The sequence below is a fragment of the Spirosoma panaciterrae DSM 21099 genome (genome assembly GCF_000374025.1).
In the GTDB taxonomy this organism is placed as follows: domain Bacteria; phylum Bacteroidota; class Bacteroidia; order Cytophagales; family Spirosomataceae; genus Spirosoma; species Spirosoma panaciterrae.
This window is the reverse complement of the sequence record NZ_KB893189.1, coordinates 35,522-53,444: the sequence shown is the minus strand read 5'-3', so window position 1 is coordinate 53,444 and position 17,923 is coordinate 35,522. Positions and strand designations below refer to the sequence as shown.

Annotated in this window: 13 protein-coding genes; 8 read left to right on the top strand and 5 right to left on the bottom strand. The window is 49.4% G+C overall.

The features are described from left to right. Positions 1 to 35: 35 nt before the first annotated feature. Together B153_RS0118575 and B153_RS0118570 are read right to left on the bottom strand one after the other, a co-directional pair. Entirely contained in the window at positions 36 to 497 is a 462-nt protein-coding gene (locus tag B153_RS0118575; protein ID WP_020598246.1) for a CHRD domain-containing protein, read from the bottom strand. 170 nt (positions 498 to 667) lie between these two features. Then, on the bottom strand, positions 668 to 1,072 hold the full coding sequence (locus B153_RS0118570; RefSeq protein WP_020598245.1) for a CHRD domain-containing protein: 405 nt from the start codon (positions 1,070 to 1,072) through the stop codon (positions 668 to 670). A 309-nt stretch (positions 1,073 to 1,381) separates the two neighbouring features. On the opposite strand from B153_RS0118570, the gene B153_RS0118565 reads away from it, so the two are divergent. Both B153_RS0118565 and B153_RS0118560 read left to right on the top strand, forming a co-directional pair. After that, positions 1,382 to 3,649 (top strand): aconitate hydratase, encoded by a 2,268-nt coding sequence (locus B153_RS0118565; protein WP_020598244.1) that lies wholly within the window; start codon positions 1,382 to 1,384, stop codon positions 3,647 to 3,649. Positions 3,650 to 3,822: 173 nt separating this feature from the next. Further along, positions 3,823 to 4,938, top strand: coding sequence for an alpha-hydroxy acid oxidase (locus tag B153_RS0118560; protein ID WP_020598243.1), 1,116 nt, complete (start codon positions 3,823 to 3,825; stop codon positions 4,936 to 4,938). Between the two features lie 16 nt (positions 4,939 to 4,954). On the opposite strand, the gene B153_RS0118555 is transcribed toward B153_RS0118560, so the two are convergent. Then, a complete protein-coding gene (locus tag B153_RS0118555; protein WP_245564904.1) occupies positions 4,955 to 5,476 on the bottom strand; it encodes a GNAT family N-acetyltransferase in 522 nt (173 codons plus the stop codon). Positions 5,477 to 5,625: 149 nt separating this feature from the next. On the opposite strand from B153_RS0118555, the gene B153_RS0118550 reads away from it, so the two are divergent. The 4 genes from B153_RS0118550 (at position 5,626) to B153_RS0118535 (ending at position 11,971) form a co-directional block, all read left to right on the top strand. Continuing rightward, entirely contained in the window at positions 5,626 to 6,027 is a 402-nt protein-coding gene (locus B153_RS0118550) for a hypothetical protein (protein WP_026262255.1), read from the top strand. Positions 6,028 to 6,179: 152 nt separating this feature from the next. Then, positions 6,180 to 7,319, top strand: a complete 1,140-nt coding sequence (locus B153_RS0118545) for an efflux RND transporter periplasmic adaptor subunit (protein WP_020598240.1) — start codon at positions 6,180 to 6,182, stop codon at positions 7,317 to 7,319. A 13-nt stretch (positions 7,320 to 7,332) separates the two neighbouring features. After that, positions 7,333 to 10,527, top strand: coding sequence for an efflux RND transporter permease subunit (locus B153_RS0118540; RefSeq protein WP_020598239.1), 3,195 nt, complete (start codon positions 7,333 to 7,335; stop codon positions 10,525 to 10,527). Further along, complete coding sequence (locus B153_RS0118535; RefSeq protein ID WP_020598238.1) at positions 10,502 to 11,971, top strand: TolC family protein; 1,470 nt, start codon at positions 10,502 to 10,504, stop codon at positions 11,969 to 11,971. Before B153_RS0118540 ends, B153_RS0118535 begins: the two co-directional genes overlap by 26 nt. A 64-nt stretch (positions 11,972 to 12,035) precedes the next feature. Here B153_RS0118535 and B153_RS0118530 read toward each other — a convergent pair whose 3' ends face one another. Next, positions 12,036 to 13,538 (bottom strand): helix-turn-helix domain-containing protein, encoded by a 1,503-nt coding sequence (locus B153_RS0118530; RefSeq protein WP_020598237.1) that lies wholly within the window; start codon positions 13,536 to 13,538, stop codon positions 12,036 to 12,038. A gap of 11 nt (positions 13,539 to 13,549) precedes the next feature. Beyond that, complete coding sequence (locus B153_RS0118525) at positions 13,550 to 14,662, bottom strand: o-succinylbenzoate synthase (RefSeq protein WP_020598236.1); 1,113 nt, start codon at positions 14,660 to 14,662, stop codon at positions 13,550 to 13,552. An 83-nt stretch (positions 14,663 to 14,745) separates the two neighbouring features. Between B153_RS0118525 and lpxK the strand changes: the two genes are divergently transcribed. Together lpxK and B153_RS0118515 are read left to right on the top strand one after the other, a co-directional pair. Further along, complete coding sequence (gene lpxK / locus B153_RS0118520) at positions 14,746 to 15,813, top strand: tetraacyldisaccharide 4'-kinase (protein WP_040761675.1); 1,068 nt, start codon at positions 14,746 to 14,748, stop codon at positions 15,811 to 15,813. 61 nt (positions 15,814 to 15,874) lie between these two features. Continuing rightward, the gene (locus tag B153_RS0118515; protein ID WP_020598234.1) at positions 15,875 to 17,896 is read left to right on the top strand and encodes a putative porin; all 2,022 of its coding nucleotides are present in this window, start codon (positions 15,875 to 15,877) and stop codon (positions 17,894 to 17,896) included. Positions 17,897 to 17,923 lie beyond the last annotated feature (27 nt).

Genomic DNA, 17,923 nt, shown 5'->3' with positions numbered 1-17,923 from the left:
TGGCCTTTTTTACGCCCATAGTGTAAGTTAATGAATTATTTCTTTTTGATATCTCCACGAATCTCACCGCCCGGATATTGAGCCGTATGCAGGTTCGCGTAATAAAAGCCATTTTTTAAGCTATCGACCCGGTTTTGGTTGGCCAGTTGGAAGGTGCCTGTAATGGGTGACACCAGACTGGTGAACGGGATTTCAACCCCTCCGGTCAAGGCTGTAGTGTTTGTAACGCGATGCAGGTGACCGGCCGTTAACGACGAAGTGAATGGGCCGGTGTAGGTCACCGTGTAGCTTAGTACCCGCGTAGTTTCATCGACAACGCCGGTAAATGTACCAGTAGCCGCCGAACTGGTCGAGCTAGGCTTTTCACTTGCCCCATTCAGGCTTGCGGTTAACGTTGTTTTGGTCGATGAAATCGTTGGATTCTCATCGTTACCGCAGGCAATTAAGCCAAAGGCAAGAACGGCGGCAAATACGAGCGTGATGTTTGCAAATTTCATAGGAGTTAGTAGCTTATCGTCAGCAGCGCAAAAGAATTCCGCTATCTGATCTACGATTGGTGAGTTAATGTGCTTTTAATCCGCAATATAGGGGTATTCTCTATTCGTCATAGCAAATTCTGGGTAAATAGAGCCAGTGGTTTTCCGTACGGATGCCGGGGTATATCTACTTATTTGGTTCGAACCTCTCCACGGATTTCACCGGCAGGGTACTGGTTTGTGTGAAGATTCACATAGAACTGTCCGTGTTTTAAGCGGTAAATCTGCAATGGTGTCAGGGCCGTCGTGCTGGCTTCAATGGGGGAAGTGAGACTCGGAAATGGAATCTCGACCGGACCCGTTCCATCGGTTCGGGTTGTGTCGATCCGGTGAAGATGCCCCATGGTTGGATTCATACCTTCATAGGCAATGGTATAACTCAGAACCCGCGTGGTTTCATCCAGGATGGCTTTGAAAGTGCCTGTAGCCCTGGAGGTTGTTGGACTGGGCTTCTCATTGGCTCCGTTCAAAACCGCTGTAAACGTGGTGGGCAAGGTTGGGTTGGCTTCTTCACAGGCAACGAAAGAAAAGCTCATTCCCAACAAAAGGGTTGCGAGGGGAATTAAAGTGAACCGCATTCAATAGAAAATAAAAACGAAATAGGTCGCCAATATAGATGAGAGAGGTTATTTATTGGTGAGGACCGGATCAAATAACGAGCGAAAGGCCAGAATTGATACCATTTTAGAGCCCTCTTGCCATCTTGTAGGCGGTAATCCAAAGTAATATTTCCAAAACGTGCCAGAATCTTCTAATTTTGGCACGCTAACCGGAATCCATTTTGTGAATTCGTTGGTTGTCTTTGTAGAACAGCTTTTATCAGTAACCTGTTATCCTCATTTGCTATGGCTTTTGATTTAGACATGATTCAGCGTGTATATGCCAACCTTGGTGAACGCGTCGAAGCAGCCCGGCAGGCAGTGGGCAAACCGCTGACTCTGTCGGAAAAGATTTTATACAGTCACCTCTTTGCCGGTACGCCCACCCAGGCGTATGAGCGGGGAAAAGCCTACGTGGATTTTGCGCCCGACCGCGTAGCCATGCAGGACGCAACGGCTCAGATGGCCTTGTTGCAGTTTATGCAGGCAGGTCGGCCGAAGGTAGCAGTTCCTTCAACGGTTCACTGCGATCACCTGATTCAGGCTGAAGTAGGAGCTGAAAAGGACCTTGATATTGCCAAAAGCAAAAACAAAGAAGTATACGACTTCCTGTCGTCGATCTCGAATAAGTACGGCATTGGTTTCTGGAAACCCGGTGCGGGGATCATTCACCAGGTGGTGATTGAGAACTACGCGTTCCCCGGTGGTATGATGATCGGTACCGATTCGCACACGCCCAATGCGGGTGGTCTGGGTATGATCGCTATCGGTGTGGGTGGTGCTGATGCCTGCGACGTAATGGCGGGACTGGCCTGGGAGTTGAAAATGCCTAAACTGATCGGGGTAAAACTAACTGGTAAACTGAGTGGCTGGGCATCGGCAAAAGACGTTATTCTTCGGGTTGCCGGTATCCTGACCGTAAAGGGTGGTACAGGTTGCATTGTTGAATATTTCGGCGAAGGCGCTGAGAGCCTGTCGGCTACGGGTAAAGGAACCATCTGTAACATGGGTGCTGAAATTGGCGCAACCACGTCGATCTTTGCCTATGACGAGAAGATGGCCAACTATCTGAAAGCCACCAGTCGGGCTGAAATCGCTGAAGCCGCTGATGGTGTGAAACAACACCTGCGTTCGGATGATGAAGTGTATGCTGATCCCGCATCGTACTACGATCAACTGATCGAAATCAACCTGTCGGAGCTGGAACCGCATATCAATGGCCCGTTTACGCCCGACCTGGCCTGGCCGCTGTCGAATTTTGCCAAAGCGGTAAAAGAAAACAACTGGCCAGCCAAACTGGAAGTGGGTCTGATTGGTTCATGCACCAACTCCAGCTACGAAGACATGACCCGTTCGGCGTCGGTAGCTGCTCAGGCAACGGCAAAGAACCTCAAAACCAAAGCGGAGTTTACCGTAACTCCTGGTTCTGAACTGGTACGCTTTACGGCCGAACGCGATGGGCTGCTGAACACCTTTGAAGAAATTGGTGGGGTAGTGATGGCGAATGCCTGTGGGCCTTGTATCGGCCAGTGGGCGCGCCATATGGACGATCCTACCCGGAAAAACTCAATCATCACCTCCTTTAACCGGAACTTCGCGAAGCGGAACGATGGAAACGCCGGTACACACGCCTTTGTGGCATCGCCCGAAATCGTGACGGCATTTGCCATTGCGGGTGACCTGACGTTCAATCCGATGACCGATACGCTGACCAACGAAGCGGGCGAACAGGTAAAACTGGACGAGCCTGCCGGTATCGAGCAGCCCGTAAAAGGCTATGCTGTAGATGATGCAGGTTATCAGGCTCCAGCCGAAGATGGCTCTAGCGTACAGGTTATTGTTAGCCCAACGTCCGACCGTCTGCAATTGCTGGCTCCATTCCCAGCCTGGGAAGGTACCGACATTAAAGGGCTGAAACTGCTGATCAAAGCGAAAGGCAAGTGTACCACCGACCACATTTCGATGGCTGGTCCATGGTTGAAGTACCGTGGTCACCTCGACAATATTTCGAACAACATGCTGATCGGCGCCGTAAACTACTTCAATGAGAAGACAAACTCAGTGAAGAACCAGTTGACGGGTGAGTATGGCGAAGTGCCTGCTGTTCAACGCGCTTACAAAGCTGCGGGCATTGGCTCAATCGTCGTTGGGGATGAAAACTATGGTGAAGGGTCATCGCGTGAACATGCAGCTATGGAGCCTCGCTTCCTGGGTGTTCGGGCTATTCTGGTTCGTTCATTTGCCCGGATTCACGAAACAAACCTGAAGAAACAGGGGATGCTGGCACTGACTTTTGCAAACCCGGCCGATTACGATAAAATTCAGGAAGATGATGTAATCGACATCGAAGGGCTGACCGAGTTTGCACCAGGTCGTCCGCTCGAAATCGTGTTGCATCATGCGGATGGTACAACCGACGAATTCCAAGTCAATCATACGTACAACGAAGGTCAAATCGAGTGGTTCAAGGCAGGTGCTGCCCTGAACATCATTCGGATGAAGCAAAACGCGTAATCTATTCGCGGGTTTCCTGCCGGCCAACTTCCGAAAGGTAGTTGGCCGGTTTTTTTGTGCCCTGTGCGACCTGTTTTCGTGGGTCTATCTTAGAATGTGGTGGTTTCTGGCTTTAGATAAAAATGAGATTCAAATCCTAAAATTCGCCTACAGCGATAACCGATCGTTAACCGATGAACGTCCAGGCCAGTGACCAAGCTCCTGCTTCTATAAATCAAAATCAAACTACAAACCCATCCGTCGATTTTCCAATTAGCGAAATCGTGGATTTATCGGATCTGGTCAACCTCTTTGACTTCGAGAAAAAAGCAGAGGCTAAAATGACCCGACTGGCGTATGAATACGTAGCGAGTGGAGCGGCTGATGAGCTAACGCTTCGCTGGAATCGGCTGGCGTTTGATGCGATTAAGCTTAATCCGACAGTACTGGCCGACATGACCCAACCCGATACGCGCGTCTCGCTGTTTGGCGATGAATTAGCTTATCCTATTCTGATAGCGCCTACGGCTTACCATCGGATCATGCATCCTGACGGAGAATTGGCTACGGTACGCGGGGCTGGAATTGCATCTGCCACTTATGTTGTCAGTTCGTTTACTACCACACCCCTCGAAACGATTGCCGAGAACGCTACAAAACCTTTATGGTTTCAGTTGTATGTTCGTGACGACCGGGAATTTACGAAAGACCTGGTGCAAAAAGCCGAAGCCTTAGGCTGTCGGGCGCTCTGTGTGACGGTCGATACACCTGTTGGCGGGGTGCGTAATCGAGAGCAACGGATTAATTTCGGTTTGCCAAGCGGGATACAGGCACCCTATATGCTTGCCCCTGGCCCCCAGAAAAAGCCTCTGACCTGGACCGACATAACCTGGTTAACCTCTTTGGTGAACATTCCGGTACTGGTGAAAGGCATCTTAAATGCTGAAGATGCCGAACGGGCAATTCAGGCAGGGGTTTCGGGTATTGTGGTCTCCAATCATGGTGGTCGGAATCTGGATACAGTGCCTGCTACCATCGACGTGCTTCCATCAATTGCCAGGCGTGTTGCCAAACGAGTGCCTGTTTTGCTTGACGGCGGTATCCGTAGGGGCACAGATGTACTTAAAGCTATGGCCTTGGGTGCCAGTGCTGTGCTGGTAGGTAAACCAGTTTGCTACGGGCTGGCCTGTGGTGGGGCCGATGGGGTTGCCAAAGTGATGGCTATTCTGAGGGAGGAATTGGAATTGGCAATGATTCTGACAGGTAGGGCGACAATTGACCAGATCGATCGTTCAGTCTTGTGGAGCTGACATCGTTTTACAGACGTCAAATGGTTTTGTAAAATCGCTCATACACCTGCTTTTTAATCAATACGCTGAACTGCTCATAGGTTGTCGAATCTGGCAAGGCTGGGATAGACATGAATCGCATGGGTACAGGTGCTTTGTCAGGTTGATAAGGGGGCTGGATATAATCGAATGGATTCAGGGTAAACCCCTGCCGTTCATAAAATCGGATACGCCGATAGCCTGTTTCATCGACAGGACGTTCTACTTCCAACAGACAATACTGAAAGGGTAATTCGAGCAACTTAGTCAGTGCCTGTTGGCCAAATTGTTTACCGCGCTCATTGGGAGCAATGGCAAAGTGTTCTACGAAAATGACCTCATCCCATTGCCAGTAAAGAATAAACCCAACCAGGCTGTCGTCGTTAAGCAGGGCGCACAGGTGCATATCCGGGCAGGAGAGCAGGCGAACCAAATCCGAAAAATCGCGTCGCTCATCAAGGGGGAAGGCGCCCTCATACCAGGTTTGAATCGGAATCAGGTAAGGATGATGGGTTGACATGCGTAAAAAAATCATAAGTAAACGTAAGTTTTTTAATCTAAATTTAATCTATCTTGGAATGAGTTATCTTTATCCAAGTTTTCTAACTATCTGATAAAAAATCAGTTGAGTTTCTGATTTTGCCGGATTACATTTGGTTCGTAAACGATATGAAGAAACAATACTATAACTTTTTGGTATATCGGCTGCTCTGCCTTCTGATCGCCTTGGCGATGCTCAATCTAAGCATCGACGTTCAGGGTACGATCGTACGGTCCGGCCAAACCACCGTCGGCCACACCGATGGTTCGGTGAACCAAATTGAGAGTATTGGTGAGTTCATACTGGAAGAATGTCTGGGGTTGCAGGATGCCATTCCTGAGCACGGTGGCCCGGTCAATACCGAGTTGACCGAACCCGAACAAGACTACGATTTTACCCCATTCTTTGTTTTTGCCCCTAAGCGATTACCCGTTCAGCGCCTGTTGACGGGCAATATACCGTTTCAGCCTGAGTTTGTTTCCTCCTGTGTGCTGGAAATTCCTGCCCCACCTCCACAGGGTGTAGCCTAGACCCCGCAGTTGGTTATGTACGGGTTCATCGAACTGGCTCTTCGTCAGTTCGAAGGGTTGTGTCCATTGCGTACCTCAATTTTCAGAAATTCTGTTGTGCAGGCTTTTGGCGTAAGTCATTGGCTATTGCTCCTATATACCTCTATGAAGCCATGAAAAATACAATTCAATCGCTCACTTTGTTGATAAGCCTATGCCTGGCTGGCTGTTCGGGTCAGGATGCACAGACTGAGCAAACCGAAAAATTAACGCTGCCTGTGGTTCAATTGGCCCGGCAGTCTACCACACTCCAGCGTGACTACGTGACGACCCTTGAGGCCGTTCGAAACGTCGAAATACGCGCCCGTGTATCCGGCTTTCTTGAAAAAATCTATGTCGATGAAGGCCAGTCCGTTCATCAGGGCCAGTTGCTGTTTAGTTTAAATGCGGCCGAATACAAAGTTGGACTGGATAAAGCTGCGGCCTCACTCAAAAGTGCGGAGGCCAGTGCTAAAACGGCCGAAGTAGAAGTTACCCGGGTTAAATTGCTGGTTGAGAAAAAAATTGTTTCGCCTTCCGAATTAGACCTGGCTAAAGCGAAACTCGATGTGGCAAAGGCGCAGATTGAAGAGGCTCAGTCGGCTCTATCAACAGCTTCTTTACGGTTGGCTCATGCCAGCATTCGGGCGCCATTCGACGGGGTAATCAACCGGATTCCATTCAAAATAGGGAGTCTAATCGAGGAAGGGGCTCTGCTAACCACGGTTTCCGACATTCGGGAGGTGTTCGCCTATTTCGACGTATCAGAAAAAGAATACCTGGGTTTCCTGAAAAAGCATCGAGAACTGACTGGGAAAAATGGACAGGAAGTAGAAATGATGCTGGCCGACGAAACCCCATACCCACATAAGGGGCGAATTGAAACCATGGAAAGTGTTTTTGAAGAAGAATCAGGAACCATTGCCTTCCGGGCCCGTTTCCCGAATCCGCAAAAGCTGCTGAAACATGGATCATCCGGTAAAATTCGGCTTCCTAATATTGTGGGTGATGCGTTGTTAGTGCCGCAAAAGGCCGTATTCGAGGTGCAGGATAAGAACTTCGTGTACGTGGTGGATAAAACCAACAAAGTAAAATCCCGAAGTTTTGTCCCCCAGGCGCGGGTTGGGCTGAACTACATTGTTCGGTCTGGACTGGCACCGGGCGAACGGGTTGTATATGAGGGGATTCAGAACATTCGCGATGGTGATCAGATTATCCCGGAGGCTGTAGAAGCCGATAGCACATCCGCTCCTGCTACACTTGCTCAACAATGAAATAGACACCCTCATGTTTGATTTGTTTATAAAACGCCCGCTGCTGTCGGCCGTTATTTCGGTGTTGATTACGCTGCTGGGGATATTAGCCTTACGACAATTGCCCGTTACGCAGTTTCCAGATATAGTACCCCCATCGGTTACCGTAACGGCCAAATATACTGGAGCCAATGCCGAAGTAGCGACCAAAGCCGTGGCTATGCCCCTCGAACGGGCCATCAATGGGGTACCCGGCATGGTGTACATGAATTCCGTATCGGGTAATGATGGAACTACCATTATTCAGGTCTTTTTCAATGTAGGTACCGATCCTGACCTGGCAGCTATGGGAGTCCAGAACCGCGTCACGACCGTGATGGATGAACTGCCCGAAGAGGTTATTAAAGCCGGGGTATCGACAGAAAAAGAGGTGAACAGTATGCTGCTGTACCTGAACATCTTCAGCGAAGACCCAACCGTTGATGAAAAGTTCATCTATAACTTTGCCGACATCAATGTACTGGCCGAACTAAAGCGGATCGATGGGGTTGGCTTTGTCGATATTATGGGTTCGCGGGAGTACTCCATGCGGGTATGGCTCCGACCCGACCGGATGACGGCCTACAGCATCTCGCCCGATGAGGTGATCACGGCAATTCGGCAGCAAAATGTAGAAGCTGCTCCCGGTAAAGCGGGCGAAAGTGCTGACCGTGCCCCGCAGATGCTGCAATATGTGTTGCGCTATAGCGGCAAATTTTTTGATCCCAAACAATACGAAAACCTTGTTTTACGGGCGGAACACGATGGACAGATTCTGCGACTAAAAGACGTGGCCGACATCGAATTTGGTTCTCTGGACTACGATATGCTATCGAAAACAGATGGGCGGCCCTCGGCCTCGATCATGATCAAGCAGCGTCCAGGATCGAATGCACGGGAGGTGATTAATACCATCAAAGCGCGCATGGCTGAACTGAAAGAAACCAGTTTTTCGTCGGGTATGACCTACAACTTTGCTTATGATGTATCACGGTTTCTGGATGCATCGATTCACGAAGTTATCAGAACCCTGATAGAGGCATTCGTACTGGTGTTTCTGGTTGTATTCCTGTTTTTGCAGGACTGGCGGTCAACCCTGATCTGCGCGTTGGCGGTGCCTGTGGCGTTGGTTGGGTCGTTTGCGTTCATGAGTAGCATCGGGTTTTCGATTAATCTGCTGACCCTGTTTGCGCTGGTATTGGCCATCGGAATCGTCGTTGATAATGCCATTGTCGTCGTCGAGGCTGTTCACGCCAAAATGAGTGACGAGCATCTAGAACCGCGTGAAGCCACATTCGCGGCCATGAGGGAGATCAGTGGAGCATTGGTGGCTATCACTCTGGTAATGTCGGCGGTGTTCATTCCGGTTGCGTTTATGTCGGGGCCCGTCGGTATTTTCTACCGTCAGTTTTCGTTGACACTGGCTATCGCCATTGTGATTTCTGGCGTCAATGCGGTTACACTTACCCCCGCTTTGTGTGCGTTGCTGCTGCGGCCATCGCACGGGCACACCTCAGTAGGGGTTTTGGGACGCTTTTTTGCCTGGTTCAACCGGGGTTTTGACGCGCTTACCGGGCGCTATCAGCGCGTACTGAAACGGGTAGCCAGCCGAGGGGTTATAACGCTGGGAATGCTGGCCCTGTTTGCCGCTGGGACCTGGGGTGTCAACTCGATTTTGCCAGCCGGGTTTATCCCGACCGAAGATCAGGGCATGATTTACATTAACGTAACCACCCCCGTTGGGGCTACCCTGAAGCGTACCGAAGCGGTACTTGATAAAATCCAGGAGGTAGCATCAAAACTGGAAGCCGTTGACAACGTATCGACATTGGCCGGGTATAGTCTGATGACCGACGGGGTAGGGGCTTCGTACGGTATGGGCATGATCAACCTCAAAGACTGGGGCAGTCGCCAGCAATCGCTGGATGAAGTGATTGCTGAGTTGGAGGAGAAAACGAAGCGGGTGCAGGATGCCAGTATCCAGTTTTTTCCACCGCCAACGGTGCCCGGATTCGGAAATTCGAGCGGTTTCGAACTACGGATGCTCGACCGTACGGGAACGGGTGACCTGCAAAAGACCAAGAAGGTGGCCGATGCGTTTGTGCAAGCTCTGAAAAAACGACCCGAAATCGGAAATGCCTTCACGAGCTTTGATCCGAGCTTCCCGCAATATCTGTTACAGGTCGATCAGGACAAAGCGGCCCAGAAAGGGGTGTCGATTGATAAGGCCATGAGCACCCTCCAGACCCTGCTTGGAAGCTACTATGCGTCTAATTTTATTCGCTTTGGGCAAATGTACAAAGTGATGGTACAGGCCTCGCCCGAATACCGTGCCAAACCCGAGGATGTTCTGAACCTACGGGTCAAGAACAATGTAGGCGACATGGTGCCCTACTCCAATTTCGTTCGGCTGGAGCGGGTGTATGGACCGGAGCAGATTACCCGTTACAATATGTATACCTCGGCTCTGCTCAATGGCGACGCAGCACCAGGCTATAGCAGTGGTGATGCTCTACGGGCGGTGCAGGAAGTTGCCGATAAGGAGTTGCCGCGTGGTTATTCCTTCGCCTGGTCGGGTATGTCGCGGGAAGAGGTACTGTCGGGCGATCAGGCCATTTTTATTTTCCTGATCTGTCTGGTCTTTGTGTATCTGTTACTGGTAGCGCAGTACGAGAGTCTGTTTCTGCCATTGTCGGTTTTACTGTCGCTTCCAGCCGGCATCTTTGGATCATTCTTATGTCTGCAACTGGCTGGATTGCAGAATAATATTTATGCACAGGTGTCGCTGGTCATGTTGATTGGTCTGTTAGGGAAAAATGCTATACTGATTGTCGAATTTGCCAATCAACGCCAACAGGAAGGACTTCCGATTCTAAAGGCTGCCATTGAAGGGGCGGTTACCCGGCTACGACCAATTCTGATGACGTCACTTGCATTCATTGCCGGGCTGATTCCACTCTGTATTGCATCGGGTGCCGGAGCGCTGGGCAATCGCTCCATCGGTACAGCAGCCGCCGGAGGAATGGCTATCGGAACGGTATTTGGGCTCGTACTGGTACCAGGCCTGTATGTATTGTTTGCCACAGTGGCCCAGAAGATTGGAAAGTCAAAATCGCCCAACAATACGTCCAAACCTGCCATCAAATCCACTAAAACAAATTCGAATGGTGCCCTTCTTCAAGAGTCATAAAACCACCTGTTATCTCATAAACTTTATTCTGATCGGTTACCTGAGTAGTTGTAAAATAGTGCATAATCCAGCACCGATACCTCGTGTAGCGGTGCCCCAAGCCTATACTGAACACCCTAATGCGGCTGTAGCTGATTCGTCGAACATGGGCGAACGCCCTCCTCAGCAACTGTTTACCGACCCCAATCTGGTTGCATTGATCGATACGGCTCTGTCCCGAAACCTCGATCTGAAAATCGCCCGTCAGCGTATTGAAGCGGCTCAGGCTACCTATCGGATAAGCCAGGGGGCTTTGATGCCACGCATTGATGCCGTCGCAACGGCATCGGTCGATCGGTACGGGCGTTATACACTGAACGGGGTGGGAAATTACGACACCAATTTGTCGGGCAATGTGAGCGGTTCAAGCTTGATTCCGAACCCAACACCCGATTATTTTCTGGGGCTTCGCAGTTCCTGGGAGGTTGATCTTTGGGGGAAGCTTCGTAACCGGCGACGGGCGGCTTACACGCGTATATTGGCGTCGGAGGAGGGTCGTAATCTGATCGTTACCAGCTTGATTGCCGATGTCGCCAGGTTGTATTATACGCTCTTGGCTTTAGATGCTGAACTGGAAATAATTGGAGATAACGTTGAGTTGCAGCAAAAGGCCGTTGAATTGGTCGAAGTTCAGAAAGCCGCCGGGCGGGTTACGGAGTTGGCTGTACAGCAGTTTAAAGCGCAGTGGCTCAATACGCAGGCACTGGAGGGGCGTGTGAGGCAGGATATTGTCGAAACCGAAAATCAATTGAACAGGTTGCTGGGTCGGTATCCTCAGCCAATAACCCGTGGCGCATCGATTGAAAAGCAATCGGTGCCCACAGCCATTTCTGCGGGTATACCTGCCCAACTGATCCGGCGACGGCCGGATATTCGACAGGCGGAGCGTGAACTCGAAGCGGCTCAGGTCGATGTGGCCGTGGCACAGGCTGAGTTTTTACCCTCGCTCAATCTGACCCCCTATCTGGGCTTCAATGCCTTCCGGCCTGGTGTTCTCCTGAATCCGCAATCGCTGGCTCTGGGTATCTTTGGTGGGTTGGCGGTGCCTGTTCTCAATCGTCGGCAATTGCAGGGAAATCTAACCTTGATGACCGCCCAGAGCCGGGAGGCTTCTCTGGCTTACCAACGGACAATAATCAACGGTGTCGCGGAAGTGGTGACTGCCCTGAAAGGACTGGAGAATTATCGGAACGTGGCCAGTCTCCAGCGTCAGGAAGTAGCCGTGCTGCGCCAGGCGACGGCAACGTCAAACGAATTGTTCGCGAACGGGTATGCTACCTATCTGGAAGTAATCACTGCCCAGCGAAATGTCTTTGAAGCGCAATTAGCGCTGGTTATGACCAAACGGGCTCAGTTTCTGGCCTTAGTGGATCTATATCGTGCGCTGGGTGGAGGAACGAAATGATGTATGATATAGGATGTAGGATATTGACTTACATTATACATCCTATATCCTACATCATATTACATCATTTCAGCTTTTCCATGGCTTTTTTGGTGGCTTCAAACAGCCGTTTTTTCTGAAGTACGGTCGGAGCAGAAACCCGTTCCCGACAGTCGAAAATACCGCAGCGCTCACAGGTTTGATTCACCACACGAAACGGAATATTCTCCAGCGTTTTGATGTCGTTGGGAGAGGCCAGAAATTTCATTTTGCTCTTCAGCGTATCATTTACCGCAAAGCACATAGATACGCTCATATTCTGCTGGAATTGAGGCTGAACCGGATGCGCGACTGAAATAATGAGGTACTGAAGTCCCGAATCTGCATAGTCAGATAATTGGGCACGGCAAAGGGCACCATCGAAGGTTTTATGCTGCTGCAAAAACTGAAGTTCCTGAAGAATCGTCCAGGCAATCCAACGGCGGCAGAAGTGTTCGTCCATTATACTACGTGGCCCCTGCTGACGCGAAAGGTGCATTTCTTTGGTCAGTTGAAACGTTGCCTGACCGGGAGTATGGTTGAACCGATAAAAGAAGAGTTGATCGATGCCAAAGTAGCTGGGTAACACGTTACTGAGCCGATAAAAAAAACGCTCAGGAGTAGAACCAAAGTGGGTAATTAGCTGCAGGAAATCATCATTGCTCCAGGTGTCCTGCGCAAACAAGGCTCCCAGCCTGGATACCAGCTCATCCCGTCGGATTAAGATCGCTCCGGCAAAATAAGATGCTTTATAATTGTTTAAGATTTGCTCAAAGGACTCTGCCTCGACCCAGGAGTAGGTGTAAGGGCGATTTTTCAGAGACAAATACTGAAAACCAACTTCCCGGCTCAGGATAAAAAGTCGCTGTTCGACGGATAAACCAGCGTTGAGGTACAAGGTGGATTGCTCGGGGCGAAAAACAGAGCGAAGCGAGACTAGTTCGGGTTGAGTAAGCGGATCAAACTGCTCTATACGAATCTCATATCGGGTTTTCAGCAAGTTCGTAAGCAGAGCTTCATCGACAGCTTGATGCGGCAACGAGGCAAATTCCGTGAGGAATCGGTCGGCATCGGCTTCAATCTCGGGAAAGTAATTGTCGTGCATTTCCTGATACGACCGGAGCATCGTCAAATACAGGCGTTCAACGCTCATGTTATAGCTCAGGGCAATATCCATAAACGTACGAATCATCGCACTTACTTTAGCAGGAGCCTCAGCCAGTAGTTCAAGCAAATCAGACGGGTCTATACCAAAGAGTTCAAGCGGAATTTCGGTCAGGAACTTTGAGCGCAACAACTCTGAAATGGGCTCGAGCTTTTTACTGAGTTTGAGCGAAACCAGCGAATCGTAGTCGATGTGCATGGCTTCGGCCAGGGCCGAAATTTTATCGGCTTTGGGATACTTTCGACCCTTCTCGATTTCAGTAACGTACGAAATAGATAAACCGGAAAGATGGGCTAGTTCGCTGACCGACAGTCCTTTGTCGAGTCTTAGTTGGCGCAGTTTCAGGCCAAAAAGCAAGCGGATATGATCGGCAGGCAGATTCAATGCAAAATAGTTTAAGTCAGGACGTGCCCTGACGAATCAATCGAAAGCGGGGTAAGATTCCAGGCACGGGCCGGGTCATAATGCAGATAGCCACGGTCGACAAATAACGGACTATCAACATTGTTGTGGTACAGTTGTCCGGTGCCCAACCCCTGAGGCAGTAAGTGCCTGAACTGGGCTGTATACTGAGCAATGGCGTTCAGACCAAGGTTTGATTCCAGAGCCGAGGTAATCCACCAGCCCATATTCAGCCGTCCGGCCAGTTCGATCCATTCATCGCAGTGCCGTAATCCCCCTAATAAAGTTGGTTTCAGCACAATATACTGCGGTTGAATTTTTTTTAAAAGCCTGAACTTGTCCACGTACTCCATATGTCCGATCAATTCTTCATCCAGGGCAATCGGAATAGGTGTGGTGCGGCAAAGGTCGGCTAAAACATCAGGTTGTCCGGCACGAATGGGTTGTTCGATCGAATGCAGTTGGTAAGAAGCTAGTCGCTCCAGCTTGTGCATGGCTTCATCGGGATGAAAAGCACCGTTCGCATCGACCCGTAGAGTAATTTGCTCAGCCGTAAAGCGTTCCCGAATCATAGCCAGTAAGTCGCATTCCTGGTTAAAATCGAGCGCCCCAATTTTAAGTTTAATCGTTGTATACCCTGCTTCTAGTTTCTCCTCAATTTGCTGGCGCATAAATGCTGGACTACCCATCCAGATAAGCCCATTGATGGGTAACGTTCGTTGGCCAGTTGTAAAATCAGAATCATAGATCCTGCGTTGCCCACCCGACAAAAAATCAAGCATAGCTGTCTCGAACCCAAACAGAATGCTCGGAAACTGAGGGCTTATGATCTGGTTCAGAATAATGGGGACGTTCCAGCTAAACAATTGGAGGTCAAGCTCATTGAAGTCCTGACAGTACTGCTGCAACCGTTCTGTAAAGTCGGGTCGGTCGTCGTAGCTCAAACCCGGCAAGGGCCCACATTCTCCATAGCCCAAAACACCAGGATTCTCATCGTCGAAAAGCCGAATAACATACGATGTCTTCTTCGTCAGCGTACCCCGCGAGGTACCTGCTTCGAAGCGAAAGTGCAGCGTATAGGGTAGGAAGTCAGCTTTTAAACTCATTGTGAGTGTGGCGAGGAGGGAGAAACCCAGCCCTAAAAATACTACTTTTGACTGCTCAATCGGGTAAACAGACGAAAATATTAATGAAACGGTTTATTATTAAATGTATATTCCTGCCGCTCACTATACTATATGGATTAATCATAGATTTTCGTAATTGGCTCTTTGATAACCAATTATTGCCGTCTGTGCGTCCATCCGTATACTCCATCAGCATAGGTAATTTAACGGTAGGAGGGACTGGTAAAACACCAATGGTTGAATTTTTGATTAAACGGTATCGATCAGGTGTGTATATGAACAATGAATCAATTGCTACGGTAAGCCGGGGGTACGGACGGAAAACAAGCGGCTTTCGAATCGCCACACCGAATGATACAGCAGCCACCATCGGGGATGAGCCCTTGCAGATTTATCGAAAGTTTGGAAAGCAGATTCGGGTGTGTGTGGGCGAACGCAGAGTTGAGGCTATCCGGTCGTTGCTGACGCTGCATCCCGAAACAACTCAGATTCTACTGGATGATGCCTTTCAACATCGGGCCGTTCGACCACATTTGTCTATCCTGCTGACGGATTACAACAGGCCATTTTATAAAGACTATCCTTTTCCGGCTGGTCGACTTCGGGAACGGCGTAAGGGCGCTCGTCGGGCTGATGGGGTTGTGGTGACCAAATGCCCAATGAACCTTTGGGAAACCGAACGGCAACGAATTGAAACCCATATTCGATCCTATACCGAAGCGGATACCCCTATTTTTTTTGCTGGCCTTCAGTATGGAGAGCCTCTTTCGTTTGCCTCCCATGAATCAGTTACGGGTTTGGAGAAGGTTACCCTGGTGTCGGGCCTGGCAAATGCCGATCCTTTAGAACAGTATGTCGGGCAAACCTATGGTATTCAAAGGCATTACCGCTTTGCTGACCATTACGCTTACTCTCGTGAGGACTTGGTCTTGATTGTGAATGACTTGCCACCGGGGTCTGCGATCTTAACGACCGAAAAAGATTGGGTAAAACTGGATGCCTTACTAACGGAAAGCGAACGAACGACGTGGCCACTCTATTACCTTCCGGTTTCTGTTCAATTTCTGGCCAATCAGGAAGCCGAGTTTTTGAGTTTTTTACATACGCACAGGCGACTGGCTGCGACTTAAAAATCGTTAAGTAAATCCCATTAATTGCACCCATCGGCCGTTTTGCCTTACTTTTGGGATAATGAATCGGAGTGTTGTTATTTTATGTGTGTTGCTCGCCCTATCAGGTAGAGGCTGGGCGCAGCAGTTTCCTGGGGGTGTTCCGTCTGGATTTGGTGGGCGACAGGCTATGCCTTCGTCCACTACGGGGGTAAATAATGGGGGGATAGATGACTCGACCAAGGTCATTTATGGTCCCAAATCGACGCGTTTCGTACTGGAAGATGATATTCTGAACAACCGCCGGAAATTATACACGCTGGATACTACCATGGATGAAAGCCATCGGTATACCTACGTTCAGCGAAGCCAGAATCTCTATCAGGACTTAGGAACGCTGGGTACACCGATTCGGTCGGTCTTTATTCAGACGCCACCACAATTAGGTACTCAATCGGGCTATTACGTATTTAATCCGTATGCGTTTCAAACGCTGGGGGTTAAATATTTCGATACAAAGTCGCCGTTTACCGACATGTATCTGGCATTAGGTGGTAACAACCAGAATATTTTACGGTTCGACATGGCCCAAAACGTTACCCAGCGTTGGAACGTAGGCTTTAACCTTCAGCGATTTACTTCGCAGAAGCAGTTTGGTACCAGTGGCAATAATGACCCGTTTAAGCTGTTGGCCCAGAACTGGGGTTTTTTATTCCATACGAATTACCGCTCTAAAAACGACAAATACACGCTGCTGGCTCATTTCAACAACATGAATCATAGCCTCGATGAGCAGGGAGGGGTGTTGCCTGGTTTAACGGCTACGAATGAACCTATTATTTATAATTACACGGGTGATTCCCGTTTACGAAGCGGTAGTTCATCGACGCAGGGACCGCATGGCTGGGAAATTCGAAACGATTGGCATGCCTACCATCAATATGTACTGGATAAGGGCTTTCAGCTCTATCATCGCTTCGACTATCAGACACAGAAAAATTTCTATCAGGACGATACCCTCAGACTGAACCGCTACATCCTGTCGCCGATCCTGCCAGACGGAAGGGATACGCTCACATTTTATCCGTCTCTGACAAGCGATAGCTCCCGTATCTTCCAGCGGAGTCGATTCCGGCTTCTGGAAAATCAATTTGGAATCAAAGGAGTTGCTCAATACAAAGGCGCTTCGTTCAATTACCGGGCTTATCTGCGTATTCGGAATTATCGGCAGTCTACCTATTATAATACCTCCCGCACGTTGTTTAATCAATACGAAACCCCACGGACCGAAACGTTTGTTGGTGGGTGGGCCGGGTATTATTTCCCCGATAGTTTATCGCGACTGACAGCAGAAGCCGAATTTGGGGCCAATACTAAAGGAAATGTCACCTACCGAATTCAGGGGCAGTTTGAGAGCAAGTGGCTGACGGCTGGCTATTCGACCATTACCACAAACCCAACCTTATTGCAGGAGCGATTTCAAAGCATTGTTTTTTCGTGGCAAAATAACTTCAGTCTGCCTAGTTATAACCACGCCTATGGGAAATTCAATGTTCGGTACAGACAGTTGCGTATACAGCCCAGTTTAGACTACTATCTGCTTAAGGACTATATCTATTTCAACGAAAAGGCCGTGCCTGCCCAGGAGAAAGCGGCAATACACATTTTACAACCCGGATTGGGATATCATCTCCAATTTGGAAAATTTCTGATAGCCGGACAGGCTTACTACACAGTAAAAGAAGGGCCGGATGTGATTCGGATGCCCCCGTTTTTTATCAATACGCGTTTACAATACGAGCTACTGTACGCCAAGGTGCTCTATATTCAGACGGGCATCGACCTGCATTATAAGTCGCCGTATTATGCGGATGCCTATATGCCTGTGGCGCAGCAATTTTACCTGCAGAACCGAACACAGGTTGAAGGGTATGTGCTGGCCGATGTATATGCGAATTTGCGCGTAAACCGTACTCGGCTGTTCATCAAACTCACCCATGCGAATCAGGGCATTTTGCAGGGAGCAGGCTATTTCGTGGCTCCCGATTTTCTGCAAATGCGCCGTGGATTTGCCTTTGGTGTGGATTGGTATTTGTTTGACTAGCCCAAAAAGTGGCAATTCCTGTGCACG